Annotated in this window: 15 protein-coding genes and 1 other RNA gene; 1 reads left to right on the top strand and 15 read right to left on the bottom strand. The window is 54.4% G+C overall.

Annotated features, from left to right (window positions below):
• Positions 1-106: 106 nt before the first annotated feature.
• From QWV57_RS07680 to gpsB, 5 genes are all read right to left on the bottom strand, one after another.
• Positions 107-1,609 carry a carboxypeptidase M32 gene (locus tag QWV57_RS07680; protein ID WP_301101690.1) on the bottom strand — a complete coding sequence of 501 codons (1,503 nt, stop codon included), beginning with the start codon at positions 1,607-1,609 and terminating at the stop codon, positions 107-109.
• Between the two features lie 118 nt (positions 1,610-1,727).
• Positions 1,728-3,665 (bottom strand): ATP-dependent DNA helicase, encoded by a 1,938-nt coding sequence (locus QWV57_RS07675; protein WP_301101688.1) that lies wholly within the window; start codon positions 3,663-3,665, stop codon positions 1,728-1,730.
• A gap of 122 nt (positions 3,666-3,787) precedes the next feature.
• On the bottom strand, positions 3,788-4,930 hold the full coding sequence (locus QWV57_RS07670; protein WP_301101686.1) for a THUMP domain-containing class I SAM-dependent RNA methyltransferase: 1,143 nt from the start codon (positions 4,928-4,930) through the stop codon (positions 3,788-3,790).
• A 147-nt stretch (positions 4,931-5,077) separates the two neighbouring features.
• Positions 5,078-5,474, bottom strand: an RNA gene (rnpB, locus tag QWV57_RS07665) — RNase P RNA component class B.
• Between the two features lie 99 nt (positions 5,475-5,573).
• Positions 5,574-5,870: a cell division regulator GpsB gene (gene gpsB, locus QWV57_RS07660; RefSeq protein ID WP_011231037.1), complete on the bottom strand. Its 297-nt coding sequence runs from the start codon at positions 5,868-5,870 to the stop codon at positions 5,574-5,576.
• Here gpsB and QWV57_RS07655 point away from each other — a divergent pair.
• Positions 5,869-6,063 (top strand): hypothetical protein, encoded by a 195-nt coding sequence (locus QWV57_RS07655; protein ID WP_014195685.1) that lies wholly within the window; start codon positions 5,869-5,871, stop codon positions 6,061-6,063. The two genes, gpsB and QWV57_RS07655, sit on opposite strands and share 2 nt — an antisense overlap.
• Positions 6,064-6,105: 42 nt before the next feature.
• Here QWV57_RS07655 and QWV57_RS07650 read toward each other — a convergent pair whose 3' ends face one another.
• From QWV57_RS07650 to QWV57_RS07605, 10 genes are all read right to left on the bottom strand, one after another.
• Positions 6,106-6,351, bottom strand: a complete 246-nt coding sequence (locus tag QWV57_RS07650) for a CotD family spore coat protein (RefSeq protein WP_025950050.1) — start codon at positions 6,349-6,351, stop codon at positions 6,106-6,108.
• A 439-nt stretch (positions 6,352-6,790) separates the two neighbouring features.
• Positions 6,791-8,056 (bottom strand): ribonuclease H-like domain-containing protein, encoded by a 1,266-nt coding sequence (locus tag QWV57_RS07645; protein ID WP_015374718.1) that lies wholly within the window; start codon positions 8,054-8,056, stop codon positions 6,791-6,793.
• Between the two features lie 83 nt (positions 8,057-8,139).
• A complete protein-coding gene (locus QWV57_RS07640; protein WP_301101681.1) occupies positions 8,140-10,416 on the bottom strand; it encodes a DEAD/DEAH box helicase in 2,277 nt (758 codons plus the stop codon).
• Between the two features lie 245 nt (positions 10,417-10,661).
• Positions 10,662-11,447, bottom strand: coding sequence for an IclR family transcriptional regulator (locus QWV57_RS07635; protein ID WP_031213154.1), 786 nt, complete (start codon positions 11,445-11,447; stop codon positions 10,662-10,664).
• 175 nt (positions 11,448-11,622) lie between these two features.
• The gene (locus QWV57_RS07630) at positions 11,623-12,411 is read right to left on the bottom strand and encodes a fumarylacetoacetate hydrolase family protein (RefSeq protein WP_023634476.1); all 789 of its coding nucleotides are present in this window, start codon (positions 12,409-12,411) and stop codon (positions 11,623-11,625) included.
• A gap of 6 nt (positions 12,412-12,417) precedes the next feature.
• A complete protein-coding gene (locus QWV57_RS07625; protein WP_301101675.1) occupies positions 12,418-13,635 on the bottom strand; it encodes an NAD(P)-dependent malic enzyme in 1,218 nt (405 codons plus the stop codon).
• 188 nt (positions 13,636-13,823) lie between these two features.
• Complete coding sequence (locus tag QWV57_RS07620) at positions 13,824-16,007, bottom strand: malate synthase G (RefSeq protein ID WP_301101673.1); 2,184 nt, start codon at positions 16,005-16,007, stop codon at positions 13,824-13,826.
• Between the two features lie 107 nt (positions 16,008-16,114).
• Positions 16,115-17,560 (bottom strand): FAD-linked oxidase C-terminal domain-containing protein, encoded by a 1,446-nt coding sequence (locus QWV57_RS07615; protein ID WP_014195677.1) that lies wholly within the window; start codon positions 17,558-17,560, stop codon positions 16,115-16,117.
• On the bottom strand, positions 17,557-18,918 hold the full coding sequence (locus tag QWV57_RS07610; protein ID WP_014195676.1) for a (Fe-S)-binding protein: 1,362 nt from the start codon (positions 18,916-18,918) through the stop codon (positions 17,557-17,559). The genes QWV57_RS07615 and QWV57_RS07610 overlap by 4 nt, the downstream gene beginning before the upstream one ends.
• Complete coding sequence (locus tag QWV57_RS07605) at positions 18,918-20,240, bottom strand: FAD-binding oxidoreductase (RefSeq protein ID WP_129447030.1); 1,323 nt, start codon at positions 20,238-20,240, stop codon at positions 18,918-18,920. The genes QWV57_RS07610 and QWV57_RS07605 overlap by 1 nt, the downstream gene beginning before the upstream one ends.
• Positions 20,241-20,355: the final 115 nt, after the last annotated feature.

Genomic DNA, 20,355 nt, shown 5'->3' with positions numbered 1-20,355 from the left:
GGACACCTTCCTCTTTATGTGCATAAAACCGAGACATAATAGGACTTTGTCGACAGAAAAACGAAACGAACAGCGTAAGAACGATGTTTGCACTGACGCGCCTGTTCTATAATCGATAAAGCGCCTTATATTTTTCTTCTAAATATTGAATAAGATAATCGGCTTTCAGCGTTTCGCCCGTCGCATCGCGCACAAGTTCGAGCGGCTTTTTCATTTTTCCAAACTGGTGGATATGAACGGTCAACCATTCACGGATCGGTGCGATGTTCCCCTCTTCAAGCAGCCCAGCTACATCCAACTCTTTTTCCATCGCTTGCTTGAATTGCGCCGCATACATATAGCCAAGCGCATACGATGGGAAATAGCCGAAGCTGCCGCCGGACCAATGGACGTCCTGCAACACGCCGACCGCATCGTTGTGCGGGCGGATGCCAAGGTATTGTTCATATTTCTCATTCCATACATCCGGCAAGTCGATTGCTTCCAGCTCCCCAGCAAACAGCTGCTTTTCGATTTCATAGCGGATGATAATATGGAGCGGATACGTCAGTTCGTCCGCTTCAATACGAATGAGCGACGGCTTCGCTTCATTGATCGCCCGGTAAAACGCATCAAGCGAAACGTCGGCGAACTGCGTGGGCGCGTATTGCAAAAGGCGCGGGTAATGCCGCTTCCAAAACGCATAGTGGCGTCCGATCATATTTTCAAAAAAGAGCGACTGCGATTCATGAATGCCCATCGACGCCCCGCTTGCAAGCGGAGTGCCGACAAGCGACTCGGAAATGTGTTGTTCATACAGCGCATGGCCGCATTCATGGATCGTGCCAAACACCGCGGTGCGGAAGTCGCGCTCGTCGTAGCGCGTCGTAATGCGCACATCGTTCGGGTTGAGCCCGATCGCAAATGGATGGACCGTCTCATCAAGCCTCCCCTTGCCAAAATCATAGCCGAGCTCTTTAAGCAACTCAAGCAGAAAAGCGCGCTGCTTTTCTTTTGGAAACGGCGCGAACAAAAAGGACACATTCGGTTTGTTGGACGCGGCGGAAATGGCGTGCACAAGCGGGACGATGCGTTCGCGCAGGCGGCTGAACAGTTCGTCAAGCAAATCGACGGTCATGCCCGGCTCGTATTGATCGAGCAGCGTATTATACGGGTGTCCTTCATACCCCCAATAACGGATAAAGCGGCGCTGAAACTCGATGATTTGCTCCAAATACGGGCGAAACCGGGCGAAATCAGCAGCCGCTTTCGCTTCTTCCCAAACGCTTTCCGCTTTGGAACAAAGCACGACAAACTCTTTGTATTCATCCGCTGGAATTTTTTTATTGCGCTCGTATTCTTTTTTGCATTCATCAAGCGTTTTCTTTGTCACATCATCGAGCTCTTCATAGACGGCTTTGGGCGACAGCTTGGCAATAAAGGCCGCCATCTCCTCGGATGTCGACATGCGAAACACTTCTTCTGACAGCATGCCGATCACTTCTGATCGCTGCTCGACCCCTTTTTTCGGGGCGCCAGTCCGCAAATCCCAATACATGAGGCCAATCGCTTCGCGGTAGCCCGTCATTTTTTTCACGTATTGCAAAAACTGCGCTTCGATTGGTTTCACTATACTCAGTCCCCCTATGTATTTCATGGCCGTATCATCATTTCCATAACAAGGTGCCATTTTCCTGCTTGCCAGCGAGAAAATGCTATTTTTGTGGAAAATGAAAAAGGGAAGAATATCATTCTTCCCTCACCGCTGTCGGCAACACGTCTTTGATCGCCGCAATGACCCGTTCATCTTCCCTGTCGGTGACGAAAATGGAAACGATGCCGCAGTCGTCGCGCGTGCGGATGAGCCGTCCGACTCCTTGGCGAAGGCGAAGAAGCATATACGGCACATCGACGTCCCAAAACGGGTTGCTATACGCTTTTCGCTTCGCCTGAAACACCGGATCATTCGGCGGATACGGCAGCGACCAAATCATGACGTTCGACAGCGACGGCCCCGGGATGTCCAGCCCCTCCCATAAATGTTCAGAACAAAGCACCGTCTCTTCCTCGCGCTGAAATTCAGCGACCAAATCGCTGATTTCGCGGTCGCCTTCAAACAAAAACGAAAATGGTTCGCCGGCTGCCGCCTCTTTAAACTGAAGAAGCTCCTCGCGCGTCGGGAACAAGATGAGCGCCCGGCCTCCGGTTTCGCGCAATTTTTCAAGCGCATATGCGTATTTTTTGGCAAACAGCGTCTCATCCGCGCGGAACGTCGGCATAAAAATCGTCATCTGTTCGTCGTAATCAAACGGCGACGGCACGCTGAACGATAAATAGTCATCAATGCCTAAGCTTTGCGCTATATATTGGAATGATTTTCCGTTTGATAGTGTTGCCGATGAAAAGACAAACGGCATGCGTTTCGCGAACACTTTTTCGCGCAACACTTCCTGAACGGTGCGCGGCATGACGACAAACGTCGCCTCTTGACGCGACGACTCAAGCCACGTAATGGCGTCGGCGTTTTTCAAAAACAAATCGAGTGAATACTGGATTTGATCCAAATATTCATCCACAATGTTCAGCTGGTAATGATCGATCGTATACGTCTCGCTTTCAAACACAAGCTCGTTGCCGATTTCGACCATTTGGCCGCGGAGCCGCTTCGCCCATTGTTCAAGACGCGGCGACGGCAAAATTTCTTTCCGGTTCGAACCCGGAACGTCTTTCGCGCACGCTTTCAGCTCATCAAAAAAGCGCGTGCTCGTCTCCAGCGTCTCCTCAATTAAATAGGCGAGCTCTTCACGGATGTCGTTTTCAAGAAGACGTGTCAGCAACGTCTCAAGCGTCGTCTCTTTCATTCGATATGTCAACGCCTTTTGCGCAGCGAACTCCAATAAATGCCCTTCGTCAAACACGACACAGCTCGCTTCCGGCAACAGCGGCAGCTGTCCTTCCCGCTTGCGCGCTTCATACGTCCAAACATGTTCCATATAAAAATCGTGCGAGCAGACGATCAAATCCGCCGCCTTCCGGTAATAGTCGCGCCAAAGCGTCTGTCCGCAGCGATGCCGCTTTTCGCACGTGAAACAGTCTTGAAACGGATCCCAGGCGATTTTTTTCCACTGTTTATCAGTCAGGTGGGCGTATTCTTTTCGGTCGCCGTAGCGGTAGAACGACTGCAACGGTTTGTTGTCATGGACGAAGGCCGGAAGTTCATCGTAAATTTGCTCATACAGCTCGATGTCGTCATCGTCATACGTCGTCACTTCTTCCAGTTTATTCAAACATAAATATTGATCCGGCGATTTCGCCAGCCGGACGTCGATTTCCAGCCCGAGCACGTTGGATAGCTTCGCAATATCGCCTTCCTTTTTGACGAGCTGCTCAATGAGCGTCTCATCGGCGCAGGCGATAATGGCCGGCTTGCCTGTATAACGGGCGTAACAAATCGCATACAACAAATACACGATCGTTTTCCCTGTGCCAACTCCCGCTTCGGCGAAGATCACCTTTTTTTCTCGAAACGCCCGCTCGAGCTGAAACGCCATATAAATTTGCTCGTCGCGCAGCTCAAAGCCGGCTTCCGGCAAAATGTCATAAAAAACATCGCCGATCCACTGGCTCAACTTATCAAAAAAGTTTTCATTTTTTTCTACAACAAACGGATAACGCTCATGGCCCATCGTCGCCACCCCTCCAATTGGCATAAACTCCCCCGGCATATCATGCATAAGCGCGCAACAAGTTTGTTGCGCGCCCGATCCCTAGTAACAAAACAATATTATGATCGATGGCCGCCGAGAAGTCAACTTCGAGCTTCGCGCGGCGGCCGCGGCCCCCAGTACTGGTAGTAATGCGTTTCAATAAAGCCGTTAAACAGTTTGCGCCGCTTCGTCGCCGGGCGGCCGTAATGCGTTTCAAAACCGCGGTGGGCGGTTAAAATGTACACCGACCACATATCCAAGGCGGCGAAGGCGCGGCCGATGGCGCGATAGAGCGCTTCGACCTCCCGTTGTTCGCCAAGCCGTTCGCCGTATGGCGGGTTGCCGACGATCACCCCGTATTGTGCATCGGTCCGAAACTGCTCGGCGCGGCCCTCCCGAAAAGAAATGAGATCGGAAAGCCCCGCTTCGGCTGCATTCATCTTGGCGATCTCGACCATGTGCGGGTCAAGGTCAATCCCGCAAATATCAAGCGGTTGGTCGTAACGCGCCATCTGTTCCGCCTCTTGGCGCGCCTCTTCCCATACCGATTCCCCGATCCACGGCCATTGCTCTGAGACGAAATCCCGGTTAAACCCTGGGGCGATGTTTTGGCCGATCAGCGCCGCCTCAATGGCAATCGTGCCCGACCCACAAAACGGATCGACAAACGGGCGCTCGGGCGTCCAATTGGTGAGCAACACTAAGGCGGCCGCGAGCGTCTCTCTTAGCGGCGCCTCCCCTTGGCGAGCACGGTAGCCGCGTTTATGCAGCCCGGCGCCGCTTGTATCGATCGTCAACGTAGCGATATCTTTGTGAAGCGCCACCTCGATCCGATACAACGGCCCGGTTTCCGGGAACCACGACAAATGATAGCGCGCTTTTAAGCTTTCGACGACTGCCTTTTTCACAATGGCTTGGCAGTCGGAAACGCTGAACAGCGTTGATTTGACCGACTTCCCGATCACCGGAAACTCGGCATCTTTCGGCAAGTAATCGGCCCATGGCAACGCCTTCGTTTGTTCAAACAACTCCTCAAACGTCGTCGCTCGAAACTCACCGACTTTCAGCTTCACGCGGTCAGCAGTGCGCAGCCAAAGGTTGGCCCGGCAAATGGCGAGCGCATCGCCTTCAAACGTCACTTTGCCGTTCTCCACTTGGCACTCATAGCCAAGCCGGCGCACTTCTTCCGCGACGACTGATTCGAGCCCCATCGCGGCCGTGGCAATCAGCGAAAACGAAGTCATCCTGTTCCCCCTATCTGATAGGTGTATGTATCCTCATTCATGGCCTATACTTCCATTATAGTCATATGGAAGGAAAACACACAAAAGAGAAAGCCCTCCTTCCTGCAGGAGGGCTTTCCCACGATTCCAATCACCGCGTTAATCATGTTCTGTAAGCCATGTTCTGTACCTTCGTACTGCAAGCGGCTTTCGCCTCGTACTCCGGCGGTAATCATCTATCTACAGGCAGCGTACGCCGCCTGTCCTTCCCTCCGTTCATTTCCTTCGGGAAGGTGCCCCTACCATCATTTGGGTTTCTCGCTCGTGGGGTTTACCGCGTTCCACCTCTAAGGTTTCCCTTAGAGCTGCGTCACTGTGGCACTTTCAGGGTAATCGAACCATATCCGCATGCGGACGTAGGTTCTTTCCCCGCCGTCAGCCCAGCCGAAGCCAGACTGCCCTAGCTTATGGATTCGCTAGGCACGAACACTACGGGCATCTCAGCACCGTGCGAGCATGGACTTTCCTCTACGGCCGAAACCGGCCGCAGCGATTACCCGAACATGATTAACGCTGCGAGCATCTTACAGTATAGCTGATCTTGGTGTGAGAATCAAGAAGAAAAAATTAGAAATCCCTGCATCAACTTCGCCCTGCCGGCTGGTTATTCATACAGTTTCCGGCCAAACACATGCTTTTCTAAGTTGGAAAGGCGCTGCAAAATGTCGTAGTTCGTCGTTCCCGCCGACATCGCCGGCCGTTTTTGAAGCTCCTCGACTTGCCGCTTCAGCCGGGCGTTTTCCTGGCGCAGCTCGTCAATTTCTTGCTGAAATGCTTCATAATCTTTAATAATGAGATCCAAAAATTGATCCACTTCGTCTTGGTTGTACCCCCGTATGCTTACCTTAAATTCCTTTTCTAAAATGTCTTTCGGCGTCAGTTTCACTTGATGGGCTGACATGGCTTTTCACCTCAATCCGCATTCAACGATCATCTTCTCTTTATTTTTTCAGAAATTCAGCCGGTTGTCAATTGACGGATGGCTTGCCGCATCGATCGGGAAGCCGCATGGCGCCCACGCAGACTTCCCGGCGGCGCCGAAACGCCGTCCTCCCGCCCAAACGCCGCCGGCTGCCGGCGTTTTCCATCCGTAAAAAAACAGAAGCCGACAAAGCGGCTTCTGTTTTTGGCCCTTACTATCGCAACGGAAACGGCGGAAATGGCATCGGTCCCGGACCCGGGCAGTACAGATGGCGATTGGCAGCCTGAGCCACCGCCGATTCCGTATGCGGGAAATAATGTTGATGTTCATACAGGTGATGATAAACATGCGTCGTATGCGATGGATGGATATGCGGCACAATCGTTGCTTCGAAATGATGCAAAACGTTGCAACGAGGCGGATGAACGATCGGCGCCGTTACATTCGGCAGGCAATGCATCATATTCCTCTCCTTTCATCAATTTAGGCTGTTGCTTGACAATACTAGCCTATGATGAACGGAGTGGACTCGTACTAGTATAAACACCCATTTTGAAGAGCCATTCGCGCCAACAATCTACCGGCTCTCTCGCCCCCGGTGCTTCGGACGTTTTGGCATCGTCATTCGTCTTTTTGAATCCGTTATGCGGCGCCGGCCTCTCTGACGTTCATTAATAGATATAATTGAACACGACAAACGTCAAACCGACGACAATAAAAAAGAGATACAAAATTTTTTTGTACATGCTCCGCATCGTCTTCTTCTCCCTGCCATCGTTTTCGTTCATTCCGATGCCATTGTACACGTTTTTTCTTTTTTCTACAAGATTCACAACAAAAAGACGAAACATTTTCGTTTTCTGTCATATTTTGCGCTTGCCAGGGAAATGGACGAGTTCTCACCCGTTTTTCTTGCGTTCAAGCCGCGCGAGCCGCCTGCGCCATTCCGCTTCTTCTTTCTCGCTATGTTGTCGGCTCATCCTAGCGAGCGACCGCCACGCTTCATATGCCATAACGGCATAACGGTGCGCTTCGGCCGCATCCCGGAAATAATGTTCATACACCTTCGCCAGTTCAAGCCCGGCCTTCGCCTTCCAATAGCCATTTCCGTGGATCAACAAGTCGCGCCAAAGGAGAGCAGCCTCTTCATATCGTTTTTCTTTTCGGTATAAAAGCGAAAGCTGCCATTTCGCCGCCTGCGCTTCCTTCGCCCCTTTGCCGCTCGCCTCCTCGTACACCCCCCTTGCAGCCGCTGTTTCCCCGACCGCTTCGAACCAACGGGCGGCGGCCAACTGCTCCTTGGGGTCAGCGAGCCGGTCCGCTTCAAGCAGCTGAACGGATAGGTGAATGTAGAGAGCAATGAGCGACAACACGTCGCGCTCGTTATGGCGCAATACTGGCATGAGCCGGTCTGGATGGGGCGTTTGCAAAAACTCCTTGTACATCATCGGCGCCAAAAAGCCCGGCACATCATCGCCCCGCTCGACATGGAGAATGTGCCGCTCCACTTCCGAAAGGCGCAGCGAATCCAATTTGTCTTTCCATAAGCGGCGGGCGGCGTGATACAAATCAAAATGACCGAACGCTGGCAATTTTGGCACCATGTTGCGGACAAGCGCATGGCGCGTTTTCAGGCGCGGCCAGTCGAACGCTTTTCCATTATAGGTAACAAGCGTCGTATAATCGACGTCAGACAAAAAACTTTGATAGAGCGCCACTTCCGCCCCTGGGTATGGCAGAAGATGCTGGCGGATGGTGACGAAATCGCCAAGAATGCGGGCGTGGCCAAGCAAGAACATGATGTTTCCCGCCCCGCTTGAAAGTCCCATCGTCTCCGTGTCAAAAAAGAATAAGTCGCGAACGGCAAAGCCGCGGCAGGAGAGCGGATGGGAAAACGGCGCTTCCTGCCATCTTTCGTGCACTTCATACAGCGCTCCGAGCCGATAGCGGCCGTGCTGATAGTCAAGCGGATACACCGTTTCCCGAATGAGGCAGTAATCGCCGGCAAACCAATACGGCTTGGCGCCGTACTCCCGCCAAACGTCGGCATACGGCACGTCCGTCACAGGTCGTCCGTCCGGTTTCTCTTCTTCTTTTTCTTCATCGTTCTCCTTTTTATGCCGGGCGGCAAGCAATTCTTTCCATTGCGCCAACTTCGGCTTCATCCGTTCACCCCCTCCTTGCTTGACGTCGGCTTGCTTCTATAAGTTGATTCTCCCACACTCGGCAAAAACACGCATGACGACGCTTAAACGGACGGACCGGCCCAAACGGCAAGTTGTTCGTCCAAAAACTGGACAAGTTCACGCTTCAACGACGGTCCGTCAGCGCTTGAAATGCCGATGCACGATGGGCAGCCGTCCGCACACGGGCAACGTGCGACCCATTCTTTCACATGTTTCATGATCTCTTCATACCGTTCAAACACCGCCTCCGACAGGCCGACTCCGCCTGGATAGCGATCATAAAGGAAAATCGTCGGCCGTCCGGAATGCGGCGCCTTAAGCTGCGGCACGACGTGAAGATCGGAGCGGTCGCACATGACAAACACCGGCACGAGATGACCAAGCACATTGGCGATGCCGACAAGGAGTTGTTCAAACAGCGCCGGGGAAAACCGTGACGGCACCGCCTCCCACTCGATCCACGCCGCCGATGTATGCAGCGTTTCCTCGGGAAGCCGGATCGGCCCTGATCCGATGTTTTCAAACGTCGACAGCTTCAGCTTTTTAAAAATCGTCGCCATCGCTCGGACCGATACATCACCGTAACGCACCGCCATTTGTCCGCGCGTTTCGCTCCGGTCTTCCGACAGCACATCAAGCCGGACAGCCAAATTGGCGTCCGTAAAATATTCAACATCGACTTGGCGGACGTACGCCTTTTTCTCCTCCCAGTCGAGCTTTTCGACTTGGTATTGTGCTCCTTCGTGCAAATAAATCGCTTCATCATGAAGCAGCGTCATCGCGCTGAAGCGGTCCATTTCGCCAATGACGCGATGGCGGGCGGTGTCGGAAATATCGATGATGACGACGTTTTCCTGAGCTGCGGAGCGCAAACTGATATCATGCGCCGGAAACGCGTCGCTCATCCAATGCCAGCGCCCAGCGCGTTCGTTTAGCACCCCTTGCTCGGCCAAAAAGTCGAGCACCTCTTCGACCTCGACGCCGCCGAACGTCTCGCCGCGCCGGAACGGAAGCTCATAGGCGGCGCATTTGATATGATCGACCAAAATGAGCAGATTGTCCGGGTTGATGCGCGCCGCCTCCGGCGAGCGGGCGAAAAAGTATTCTGGATGGGAGATGATGTACTGATCGAGGGGGCTTGCGCTTGCGATCATCACAACGAGCGAATCGCCCTGGCGCCGGCCGGCGCGCCCGGCTTGCTGCCACGTGCTGGCGATCGTTCCCGGATACCCTGTTAAGATGCACGCTTGCAATTGGCCGATATCAACACCGAGCTCGAGCGCATTCGTGCTCACCACACCGATAATCTCCCCGCTGCGCAACCCTTTTTCAATGGCGCGCCGCTCGTTCGGCAAGTAGCCGCCGCGGTAGCCGCGGATCGTCGTATCGCCGATTCGTTCGTTCACCACCGCCTGCAAATGGCTTAAAATCAACTCGACACGGACGCGGCTGCGGGCGAAAACGATCGTCGGAATGCGGTTGACAAGCAGCTGTCTTGCGAGCTCAACGGCCGTTTTTGTCGCGCTTTGGCGGATGTTCATCGTCCGCTCGACAACCGGCGGATTGTAAAACACGAAATATTTCCGCCCGCGCGGCGCCCCATTGTTGTCAATAAGCGTCACCGGTTCGCCGATCAGCCGCTCCGCCAACTCTTTCGGATTGGCGATCGTCGCCGACGTGCAAATAAACGTTGGTCGACTCCCGTAAAAGGCGCAAATGCGCTTTAAGCGGCGGATGACGTTCGCCACATGGCTGCCGAATACGCCGCGGTATGTATGCAGTTCATCGATGACGACGTAGCGCAGCTGTTCAAAAAGAGAAATCCATTTCGTATGGTGCGGCAAAATGGCCGTATGGAGCATATCTGGGTTGGTGATGACAATATGGCCCGCTTGACGGATTTTTTGCCGCAGCGCCGGCGCCGTGTCGCCGTCGTATGTATGGCTGTAAATCGACACCCCCATCTCGGCGATGATCTCGTTTAGTTCATTTTTTTGATCTTGAGCGAGCGCCTTCGTTGGAAAGATATACAGGGCGCGGCTTGATGGCTCTTTGGCAATGGCATCGAGCACCGGCAAATTGTAGCAAAGCGTTTTCCCTGAAGCGGTCGGCGTCACGGCGACAATGTTCCGCCCGCTTTGGACCGCGTCATAAGCGGCCGCCTGGTGCGTATACAACGAAGCGATGCCGCGCGCTTTGAGCGCCGCGCCAAGCCGCGGATCGAGTTCGTCTGGAAACGGAACGAAATTCGCTTCTTTCGGTTCGATTTCATGCCAATGCACGACATTCGGATCTTGGCGAAGCTGTTCGATCCATTCCGAAAGCGTCTGTTTTCTCACGTCGCATATCACCTCGTTTCTATTTTACATGCATTCCGTTTGTTTGCACTACAAAAAACGCCCACCCAGAGGCAGTCCTGTCTCGTTTCAAACTGGCAGACAACCGATATATCGGAGCCGGCCGAACGACAGAACGTTCGATTGTATCTGAACAGTTTTGGAAAAAGGATGCCTTCCTCTCATCTTCCCCGCCAAGGCGGCATCCACATGGGTCATTCTTCTTGGCACAAAAAAACGTCCAGCCGCTACAGCTGGACGGAATGGGCTCCACGATAGCCGAGCCTTGCCGACAGTTCTTTGCCGATCTGCCGCATGCGCACAGTGAGCGATGTGATGCGGTCGTCCGTCATGCGGATCGTCGGGCCGGAAACGCTGATCGCCGCGACGACGCCGCCAGTATAGTCAAAAATCGGAACGGCAACACATCGGATACCGTACTCGTTTTCTTCCAAGTCAAGCGCATACCCGTTTTGCCGGACGGTCTCAAGTTCGCGGAAAAATGCCTCGCGGTCGGTGATCGTCCAATCGGTATGCTTCGGCAGTCCTTTCCGATCGATGATCTCTGCAGCCACCGCGGGCGGCAAATGGGCTAAAATGGCCTTGCCGACCGCCGTGCAATGCATCGGAGCCCGCTTGCCGACTTTGGAGTGCATGCGCAGCGTCTCCGTTCCTTCCAATTTTTCAATATAAATGACTTCCCCTTGATCATAGACGACGAGGTGGATGACCTCGTTCGTTTCTTTTTCGAGCTCGCGCAAATATGGCTTCGCCTCTTGGCGCAAATCGATCGAATCAAGCAGCTTTGAGCTGAGCTCTAAAAACTTGTAGCCGAGCTTATACCGCTCCGTTTCCGGATGTTGTTCGATATAGCCGTATTGGGCAAGCGTCGTTAAAATGCGGTACACCGAACTTTTGTTGATGTCCATTTGTTTCGCGATTTCCGTCACGCCCAGCCCGTCCTTTTTCGTGCTGACGATTTCGATAATTTGCAGCGCCCGGCGGACCGATTTGACCGTGTTTTCTCGTTCCATCGCATTCACCTCGATTTGTTCTCTCCGCTCGCCATTATACACGAACAGCCGGGCTTTTGCAGGCGGGAGAGCAGCGCAGGCGCGCATGGCAGCGAGCGCCGCCTTAACGGACGGAACGTATTCACCGTCAGGACGCGCCTGATGCCTTGTTTGGCCCAGAGATGCCGCAGGTTCGTTATGAACGTCGGATGGAAACGGCTGGCGCTTTGGCGGCGACGAACGTATTGCGGAGCGTGCCGATGCCGTCCACATCGCATTCAATGACCGTCCCCGGGCCGACAAGCTCGGCGCCGACCGGGCTTCCCGTCAAAATGACGTCGCCCGGTTGCAGCGTCATGACATGAGACAAATACGAGATCATTTTGCTGATGGAAATGATCATCAGCTTGGTCGAGCTGTTCTGCTTTTCTTCACCATTGACCCGCGCTTTCACCGATACAGCCCGAGGATCGAGCTCTGTTTCAATGACCGGGCCGAGCGGTGTAAACGTATCGAACGATTTTCCGATCGTCCAATGGCCGTCCGGGTGGAAAAACTGCGGCGCGGTGACATCGTTGGCGACCGTATAGCCGAAAATATACGACCACACGTCTTCTTCGCTCACCTGTTTTGCCTCTTTGCCGATCACAACCGCCAGCTCGGATTCAAATTTCACTTCACCAACCCCGCTCGGAATGACCACCTCCGCTTCCGGCCCGACGACCGACGAGGATGGTTTAAAGAAAAAGACAGGAATATCTGGCAGTTCCACCGGCAGCTGTTCACTGGAGGCCACATAGTTGGCGCCAATGCCGATCACATGGCGCGGCGCAAGCGGCGCCACGAGCGAAACGCGATCATAGCGAAATACGTTTCCCGTATAATCCCAAGCGGTGAACATATTTCCTTCGATTTCGCGGATCACTTCACCGTTCACCACACCGGCGCGAATCGCGCCATCAGCGAGAAAACGGGCAAATTTCATCGATGGCTACCCCTCTCTGACACGATTTTGTTCCTCAACTTTTTCCTTGACTCGAGCCACCCCGGTCTCCATGGCGGCACGGGCGACGGCGGAAGCGACGGCCTCGACGACGCGCCGGTCAAACGGGTTCGGGATGACATACTCTTCCGTCAGCTCTTCCGGCTGGATGAGCCCGGCGATGGCTTCGGCAGCGGCAATTTTCATCGCCTCATTAATTTGCGTCGCCCGCACATCGAGCGCGCCGCGGAAAATGCCAGGGAACGCCAACATGTTGTTCACTTGGTTCGGCAAATCCGACCGGCCGGTCGCGACCACGGCGGCGCCGGCGGCTTTTGCCTCATCCGGCCTGATCTCAGGCACCGGATTGGCCAAGGCGAATACGACCGCCCCGCGGTTCATCGTCCGAACCATCGCCGGCGTCAACGCCCCAGCAACCGAGACACCGATAAACACATCCGCGCCTTGAATGACGTCCGCAAGCGTCCCGGAGATACGGCGGTGATTCGTTTGCCGGGCGATTTCTTCCTTGATAGCGTTCATCCCATGCGAGCGCCCTTCATAAATCGCTCCTTTTGTGTCGCAAACGATCAGTTCGCCGACTCCGATCGACAGCAGCAATTTGGCGATCGCCACCCCGGCAGCGCCGGCGCCGTTGATGACAACCCGGCAATCGGCAAGCTGTTTGCCAACCACTTTCAAGGCGTTCGTCAGCCCAGCGGCCACGACAATCGCCGTGCCATGCTGATCATCATGAAACACCGGGATCGCCATCTCTTGGCGAAGACGCTCTTCAATGACAAAGCAGGCGGGGGCGGCGATATCTTCCAAATTGATGCCCCCAAACGCCGGTTCCAGCAACTTGACCGTTTGAATGATTTGTTCCGGATCTTCAGTATCGAGGCAAAGCGGCACGGCATCGATCCCGGCGAACGCTTTGAACAAGGCGGCTTTCCCTTCCATGACCGGAAGCGCCGCCCGCGCGCCAATGTTGCCAAGCCCAAGCACCGCCGTGCCATTCGAGACGACGGCGACAAAATTGCCCTTCACTGTATAGTTGTACATTTCGTCTTGGTCGACGTAAATTTCTTTGCACGGTTCAGCCACTCCCGGCGAATAAATGAGACTTAAATCATTGGCATTCACGACCGGCACTTTCACTTCAACTGACAGCTTTCCTCTTGCCTGCCGATGGACAAGCAACGCTCGTTCTCGCAAATGTTCCATCACTGATCCCTAGCTACTAGCCTTCCCCATCCCCTTGTACCGCCTTTTGTGCTGCTTTGCGTTTGACAACCGGCCAATAGTAACTAGGAGCTGCCTCCTTTCTCCATTTATTTTCTTAATTTTCTGATCATAATAGATAGGAAGGAACAAGGTCATCCATCCCTTGTTCCTTATACAACTTTTGGCGTTTATTGCTGAATGGCGGCAAATTTCGCTTTTGCTTCTTGACGGCGGCGGTGCAAAATCGGCTCGGTATAGCCGTTTGGCTGTTCATAGCCGCGGAAAATGAGATCGCACGCCGCTTGGAACGCCACCGAATCATCGTAATTCGGCGCCATCGGACGATAGTTCGGATCGCCGGCGTTTTGTTCGTCGACGACTTTCGCCATCCGCTTGAGCGTCTCAAGCACTTGCTCTTTCGTGCAAATGCCATGATGGAGCCAGTTGGCGAGAATTTGGCTCGAGATGCGAAGCGTCGCCCGGTCTTCCATCAGTCCGACGTTGTGAATGTCCGGCACTTTCGAGCAGCCGATCCCTTGGTCGATCCAGCGGACGACATAGCCTAAAATGCTTTGGCAGTTGTTGTCGAGCTCTTCTTGAATCTCTTCCGCTGTCCATTGCGGATGGTCAACGACCGGGATTTGCAACATGTCGTCGCGATAATCGTTCCGATCGTTCGCCAGTTCGCTTTGCACAGCGGAGACGTTCACTTGATGGTAATGAAGCGCATGGAGCGTGGCCGCTGTCGGCGACGGCACCCATGCCGTATTGGCGCCTGCTTTGAGCTGCGCTCCTTTTTGCTTCAGCATTTCTGCCATCAAATCCGGCATCGCCCACATTCCTTTGCCGATTTGCGCCCGGCCGCGGAAGCCGGCGGCAAGCCCAACGGCGACGTTCGATTTTTCATACGCCTGCAGCCAAGTCGATGATTTCATCTCGTTTTTGCGCAGCATCGGCCCCGCTTCCATCGACGTATGAATTTCGTCTCCGGTCCGATCGAGGAAGCCGGTGTTGATAAAAATGATGCGGTCGCGCACTTGGTAGATGCAGTTTTTCAAGTTGAGCGACGTGCGGCGCTCCTCGTCCATCACGCCGATTTTAATCGTATTCCGCTCAAGGCCGAGCATATCTTCGACACGGTCAAACAGCTCGTTGGCAAACGCCACTTCCGCCGATCCGTGCATTTTCGGCTTGACGATGTAAATCGAGCCTTTGCGCGAGTTCAAATAGCGCGTATTGCCGATGAGCGAGTGTTTCATGATCAAGCTCGTAATGACGGCATCGATGATCCCTTCATGCACTTCTTCGCCATTCGCATGCAAAATCGCGTTGTTCGTCATTAAGTGCCCGACGTTGCGCACGAACATGAGCGAACGGCCCGGCAGCACAAGCTTTCCGCCATCCGGCGTTTCATAGACGCGATCCGGGTTTAACGCCCGCGTCATCAGCTTGCCGTTTTTCTCAAACGTCGCCGTCAAATCGCCTTTGATGAGGCCGAACAAGTTGCGGTAGACAAGCACTTTGTCTTCGGCGTCAACGGCCGCCACCGAATCTTCACCGTCCATGATCGTTGTCACGGCCGCTTCTAGGACAATGTCTTTGACCCCGGCTTGATCCGTTTTTCCGACCGCATGCTCGCGGTCGATTTGAATTTCAATGTGAAGGCCATTGTTCTTCAGCAACACCGCTGTCGGATGTTGCGGGTCGCCTTGGAAGCCGACGAATTTTTCCGGCTCTTTCAGCCCCGTCGTCGCCCCGCCTTCTGTCGTCACGACAAGCTGGCCATCAACAATGGCGTACTGGACAGCGTCTTTATGGGAATATTGCGCCAGCGGCACCGCTTCATCTAAAAACTGCCGCCCGTAGGCGATGACTTTCGCCCCGCGCACCGGGTTGTACGACGAACCGCGCTCGGCGCCGTCTTCTTCGCTGATGGCATCGGTGCCGTACAGCGCGTCGTACAGGCTGCCCCAACGGGCGTTGGCAGCGTTTAATGCATAGCGGGCGTTCGTCAACGGAACGACGAGCTGCGGCCCGGCTTGCACGGCAATTTCATCATCGACATTGTCGGTCGTAATCTCAAAGTCCTCGACTTCCGGCTCCAAATAGCCGATGTCTGTCAAAAATGCTTTATATTCGTTAAAATCAAAGCGGCCGCGATGCGCTTTATGCCACTCATTCAATTTTTCTTGAATTTCGTCGCGGCGGGCGAGCAATTCTTTGTTGCGCGGCGTCAAGTCGGAAATGAGCGCGCCGAAATCGCTCCAAAACTTGTCTTGATCCAACCCGCTGTTCGGCAGAAGCTCCTCGTTGACAAAGTCGTACAACACTTTGGCGACTTGGATGTTCCCTTTTTGTACGTATTCGCCCATTATTCTCTTCCCCTCTCTTGTTTCTTATTACGAAACATCGTTTCTCAATTTCTCTAAAAAGATGATACCATGAAACGAAATGACTGGCAATCGTTTTCAAAAAATTTTCATTTCACTGTCGACGGCATCTTTGTCTCTACACAACGCCCCGGCGTCGGGAACAGCTTGCCGGCGTTGAGCAAGTTTTTCGGGTTAAACACGTCGCGGATTGCCGTTTGCGCCAAAATTTCCTCATCAGTGAAAATGAAGCGCATCTCTTCTTTTTTCTCAATGCCAACGCCATGTTCCCCTGTAATTGATCCGCCGACCGCCGCGCACGCCTTGAGGCATTCGCTTCCGGCGGCAAGCGCCCGCTCCGTCTCCCCAGGCTTGCTCGCATCAAACAGCACAAGCGGGTGCAAATTGCCGTCGCCGGCGTGGAAAATGTTTGCGATTCTCAGTCCATACTTGCGGCTGATATCGGCGATTTCCCGCAGCACTTCCGGCAGACGGCTGCGCGGAATGACGCCATCTTGCACTAAATAGTCAGGCGAAATCGCCCCCATGGCGCCAAAGCCGGTTTTCCGGTTCGCCCACCAGCGGGCCCGTTCTTCCTCTGACTGGGCGACTTTCACTTCGCGCACATGATGGCGGCGGCAAATCGTTAAAATATCGTTGATTTGTTCGTCGATCCCGGCGGAAATGCCATCCACTTCAATGAGCAACAGCGCGGCGATGTCTTTCGGATGCCCCACCGGAAACGCGGCCGCTTCGACCGCCTCGATGGCCGTTTGGTCCATCATCTCGAGCGCCGCCGGCACGATTCCAGCGGAAATGATGTCGGAAACGGTCTGGCTCGCATCTTCCACTTCGTCAAAATAGGCGAGCACCGTCTGTTTGGCCTCGGGATTTTTCAACAAACGGACGGTGATTTTTGTCACGATGCCAAGCGTCCCTTCCGACCCGGTCAGCAGCCCGAGCAAATCGTAGCCTGGCGGATCGGGAACGCCGTTTCCGCCGATTTCAATCACTTCGCCGTTCGGCAAGACGACTTCAAGCCCTAAAATATGGTTCGTCGTCACTCCGTATTTTAAGCAGTGGGCGCCGCCAGCGTTTTCAGCGACGTTGCCGCCGATCGTGCAGCAATATTGGCTTGACGGGTCGGGCGCATAGTAATAGCCGCGGTGGGCGACCGAGTTCGTCAACTTCAAGTTGACAAACCCCGGCTCGACGACGGCGCGCCGGTTTTCGAGATCGACGTGCAACAGCCGCTTCATCCGCGTTAGGCTGATGACGACTTCGCCGTTTAGCGGAATCGCCCCGCCGCTTAACCCCGTGCCGGCGCCGCGGGCGAGAAACGGAAGATCATGCTCATGGCAGTATTTGACGACCGCCGCCACTTGCTCCGTGCTGTTTGGAAATACAACCGCCCTTGGCAAATGGCGGTGGACGGTGAAGCCGTCGCAGTCATACGCCATTAAATCTTCTTTCCGGTATAAAATCGCCTGTTCCCCAACGATGCGGGCGAGCGCTTGGATGTGCGGGTCGTTCGTTGCAATCGGCCGTTTTCTCATATGCGCACGTCCTTCCCTTCTTCTTTTTGGTACGCCCAATCGAGCAGCTGCACCGTATGGACGATTTTTTGGTTTCGTCCATGTTTCATGACGCCAAGCGCCATTTGCAGCATGCAACCTGGATTGCCCATCGAGATCAGCTCCACCTCTTGCGGCACGTGTTGCATTTTGCTCTCAAGCACCGCTTGTGCCATCTCCGGATGGGTGAGGTTGTAAATGCCGGCGCTGCCGCAGCAACGATCGGCGTTTGGCATGGCGACCATTTCCACCCCCGGAATGCTTTCAATCAAAGCGCGCGGCTCTTGGCGGATGCCCTGGCCATGGGCCAAATGGCACGCATCATGGTAGGTGAGGCGCACGTTCAATTCCGCTTTCGGTGGTTTGAAGCCCGTGTCATGCAAAAATTTGGACACATCCTCAACTTTGGCGGCAAATTGCTCCGCCTTTTCATGCCATTCCGGGTCATGGCGGAACAGTTCCGGATATTCTTTCAACATGCAGCCGCAGCCGGCGGCGTTAACGATGACATGGTCGACATGTTGAAACGCCTCAATATTTTGCTTGGCGAGCTTCCGGCCGGTTTCGCGGTCGCCGGCGTGAACGTGAAGCGCCCCGCAGCACGTCTGGTTCGGGACGATGACGACATCGTTGCCGTTATGGGTCAACACACGGATCGTCGCTTCGTTAATATCACTAAACATAACATCCATGACGCATCCGGTCAAAATCGCGACGGTTCGCTTTGTTTCCCCCTTCGCCTTAATGAGCGGCTGATGTTTATACTTTCTCCGAACCGGCGTACCGACCGCTGGCAAAATCGCCTCCATCTCAGCCAAGTGATCGGGCATGACACGCAGCAGTCCGGTTTTGCGCGCCACCGTCTGCAAGCCGCTTTTTTGGTACCATTTCAGCAGGCGGCCGAGCCAATCGAGGCGCGACGGATGCGGAAAAATGCCTTTTAAGAAAACGTCGCTGACAAGCGCCTTCCAACCGGTGAGCGGAACCGCCTGGCGGAGCTGGCCGCGCACTTGTTCAATGAGCCCACCGACATCGACATCGGCCGGGCAAGCCGTCGTGCATGCACGGCAATCCAAGCACGTAAAAATCGGATCGAGCAAATCAGGCGTCAACTCAAGCTTCCCTTCGCCGACCGACTTCATCAAATGAACGCGGCCGCGCGGAGAGTGCTGTTCTTCACCCGTCTGTTCGTACGTCGGGCATGATTCTAAACACATGCCGCAATGAACGCAATCAGCCCACTTGCTCGGGTCCGGCAAATCGTGAAAACGATAGTTGCCAAGACTCGCGGTCGCACACGCCGGGCTGTCCGCCCGTTCATTGGTCATCGTGCTCATCATTAAATCCCCCCAATAAAGCGTTGATCGTTGACCGTTTTGTTCGGATCGATTTTTCGCTTAATGCCTTCGAGCAGGAAAAAGTACGACGGCTTTCCGCCCCAGACGTCGACGCGCTGGCGCAGCGAAAGCGGCAAATGTTTCACAATCGCGTAGCCGCCCAGGCGAACCGCTGCCTGACGCAGCTCCTCTATTGCCGCCAACACTCCTTCTTCACTCCCATGTACATACGCCTGACAAAGCCCGTGGCCCAATCCGCCGTGCGCCTCGATGCGGACATGGCAACGGTCAGCGATTAAAACGCTTTCACGCAAGACCGAAAGCACATCCAAGTTGACAACCCCGATTTTCACTGCCGCTTCAACACTGTTTTCCGCCTGCTCCAGACGCCCGTTCGGTGCAATCGTGTAAAACGTCCGCCAAAACGCCGCTGTCTCTTCGCCGGCTAAAATGGACATTTCCACCGCTTTCGGCCGCAGTCGTTCAACCCAATGCTCTTGGTAATGGACGGCGTTTTCCACATCTTCAAACCCGATCACAAGCGTATAAACCGGCCGTCCCGTCAGCCGCTCGGAAAGCGCCGGATTGAGCAGTTCAAAACAAATCGGCTCCATCATTGTATCAAGGAACGAAACGGCAAACGAGCGAATGTCATGAAGATCGCCGCTTGGGAACGACAGCAACACAACGCTTTCATATTTCGCGAGCGGTCGAAGCTTGAGCGTAATCTCGCTCAGCACCCCGAGCGTCCCCATCGCCCCAATGAACAGCTTGTTCATATCGTAGCCGGCGACGTTTTTCACCACTTTGCCTCCGGAACGAATGACGGTCCCGTTCGGATAGACGACGCGCAGCCCGATCACCGAATCGCGCGCCGATCCGTAGCCGAGCCGCTTCGGGCCGCTGTCATTCGCCGCAATCACCCCTCCGATCGTCGCTTCCTCCGGCCAAAACGGATCCAAGGCGACCTTTTGCCGATACGGGGCGAGCTCGCGCTGCAAATCGCCAAATTTCGTTCCTGCCTTGACGGTGACCGTCATATCAGCGGCCGCATGTTCGACGATGCCGGTATACTGTTCAAGCGACAACAAGATGTCCGCCTGTTCCCGCTGCCCGCCAAATCCCCGTTTTGTGCCGCGTCCAGCGATGACGACTTTTTTGCCATGGCGGTCGGCATAGCGGAGCACCGCAGCGATTTCTTCCTCTGCTCGCGGATAGACGGCCACCGCCCCATCATTGCCGAGGGGATGGAACGATTCATTCCGTTTGATCTGTTCTGGATGCAAAAACGCCTGCAGCTCCTCAATCCATGTCAATGAAAGCATGAGCGCCCTCCTTCGTTTCGTAATAAGAAACATCGTTTCTTTTTATCTGTAAAAAAAAGCGAACCGCTCGAACCGTTTTCTTTATCAGGCGGAGGGTGTCCCAAAAGAATCAGGA

Source organism: Geobacillus zalihae (genome assembly GCF_030414215.1).
Taxonomy (GTDB): Bacteria; Bacillota; Bacilli; order Bacillales; family Anoxybacillaceae; genus Geobacillus; species Geobacillus zalihae.
The sequence above is the reverse complement of the archived record's forward strand: the minus strand, read 5'-3'. Positions and strand labels throughout refer to the sequence as shown.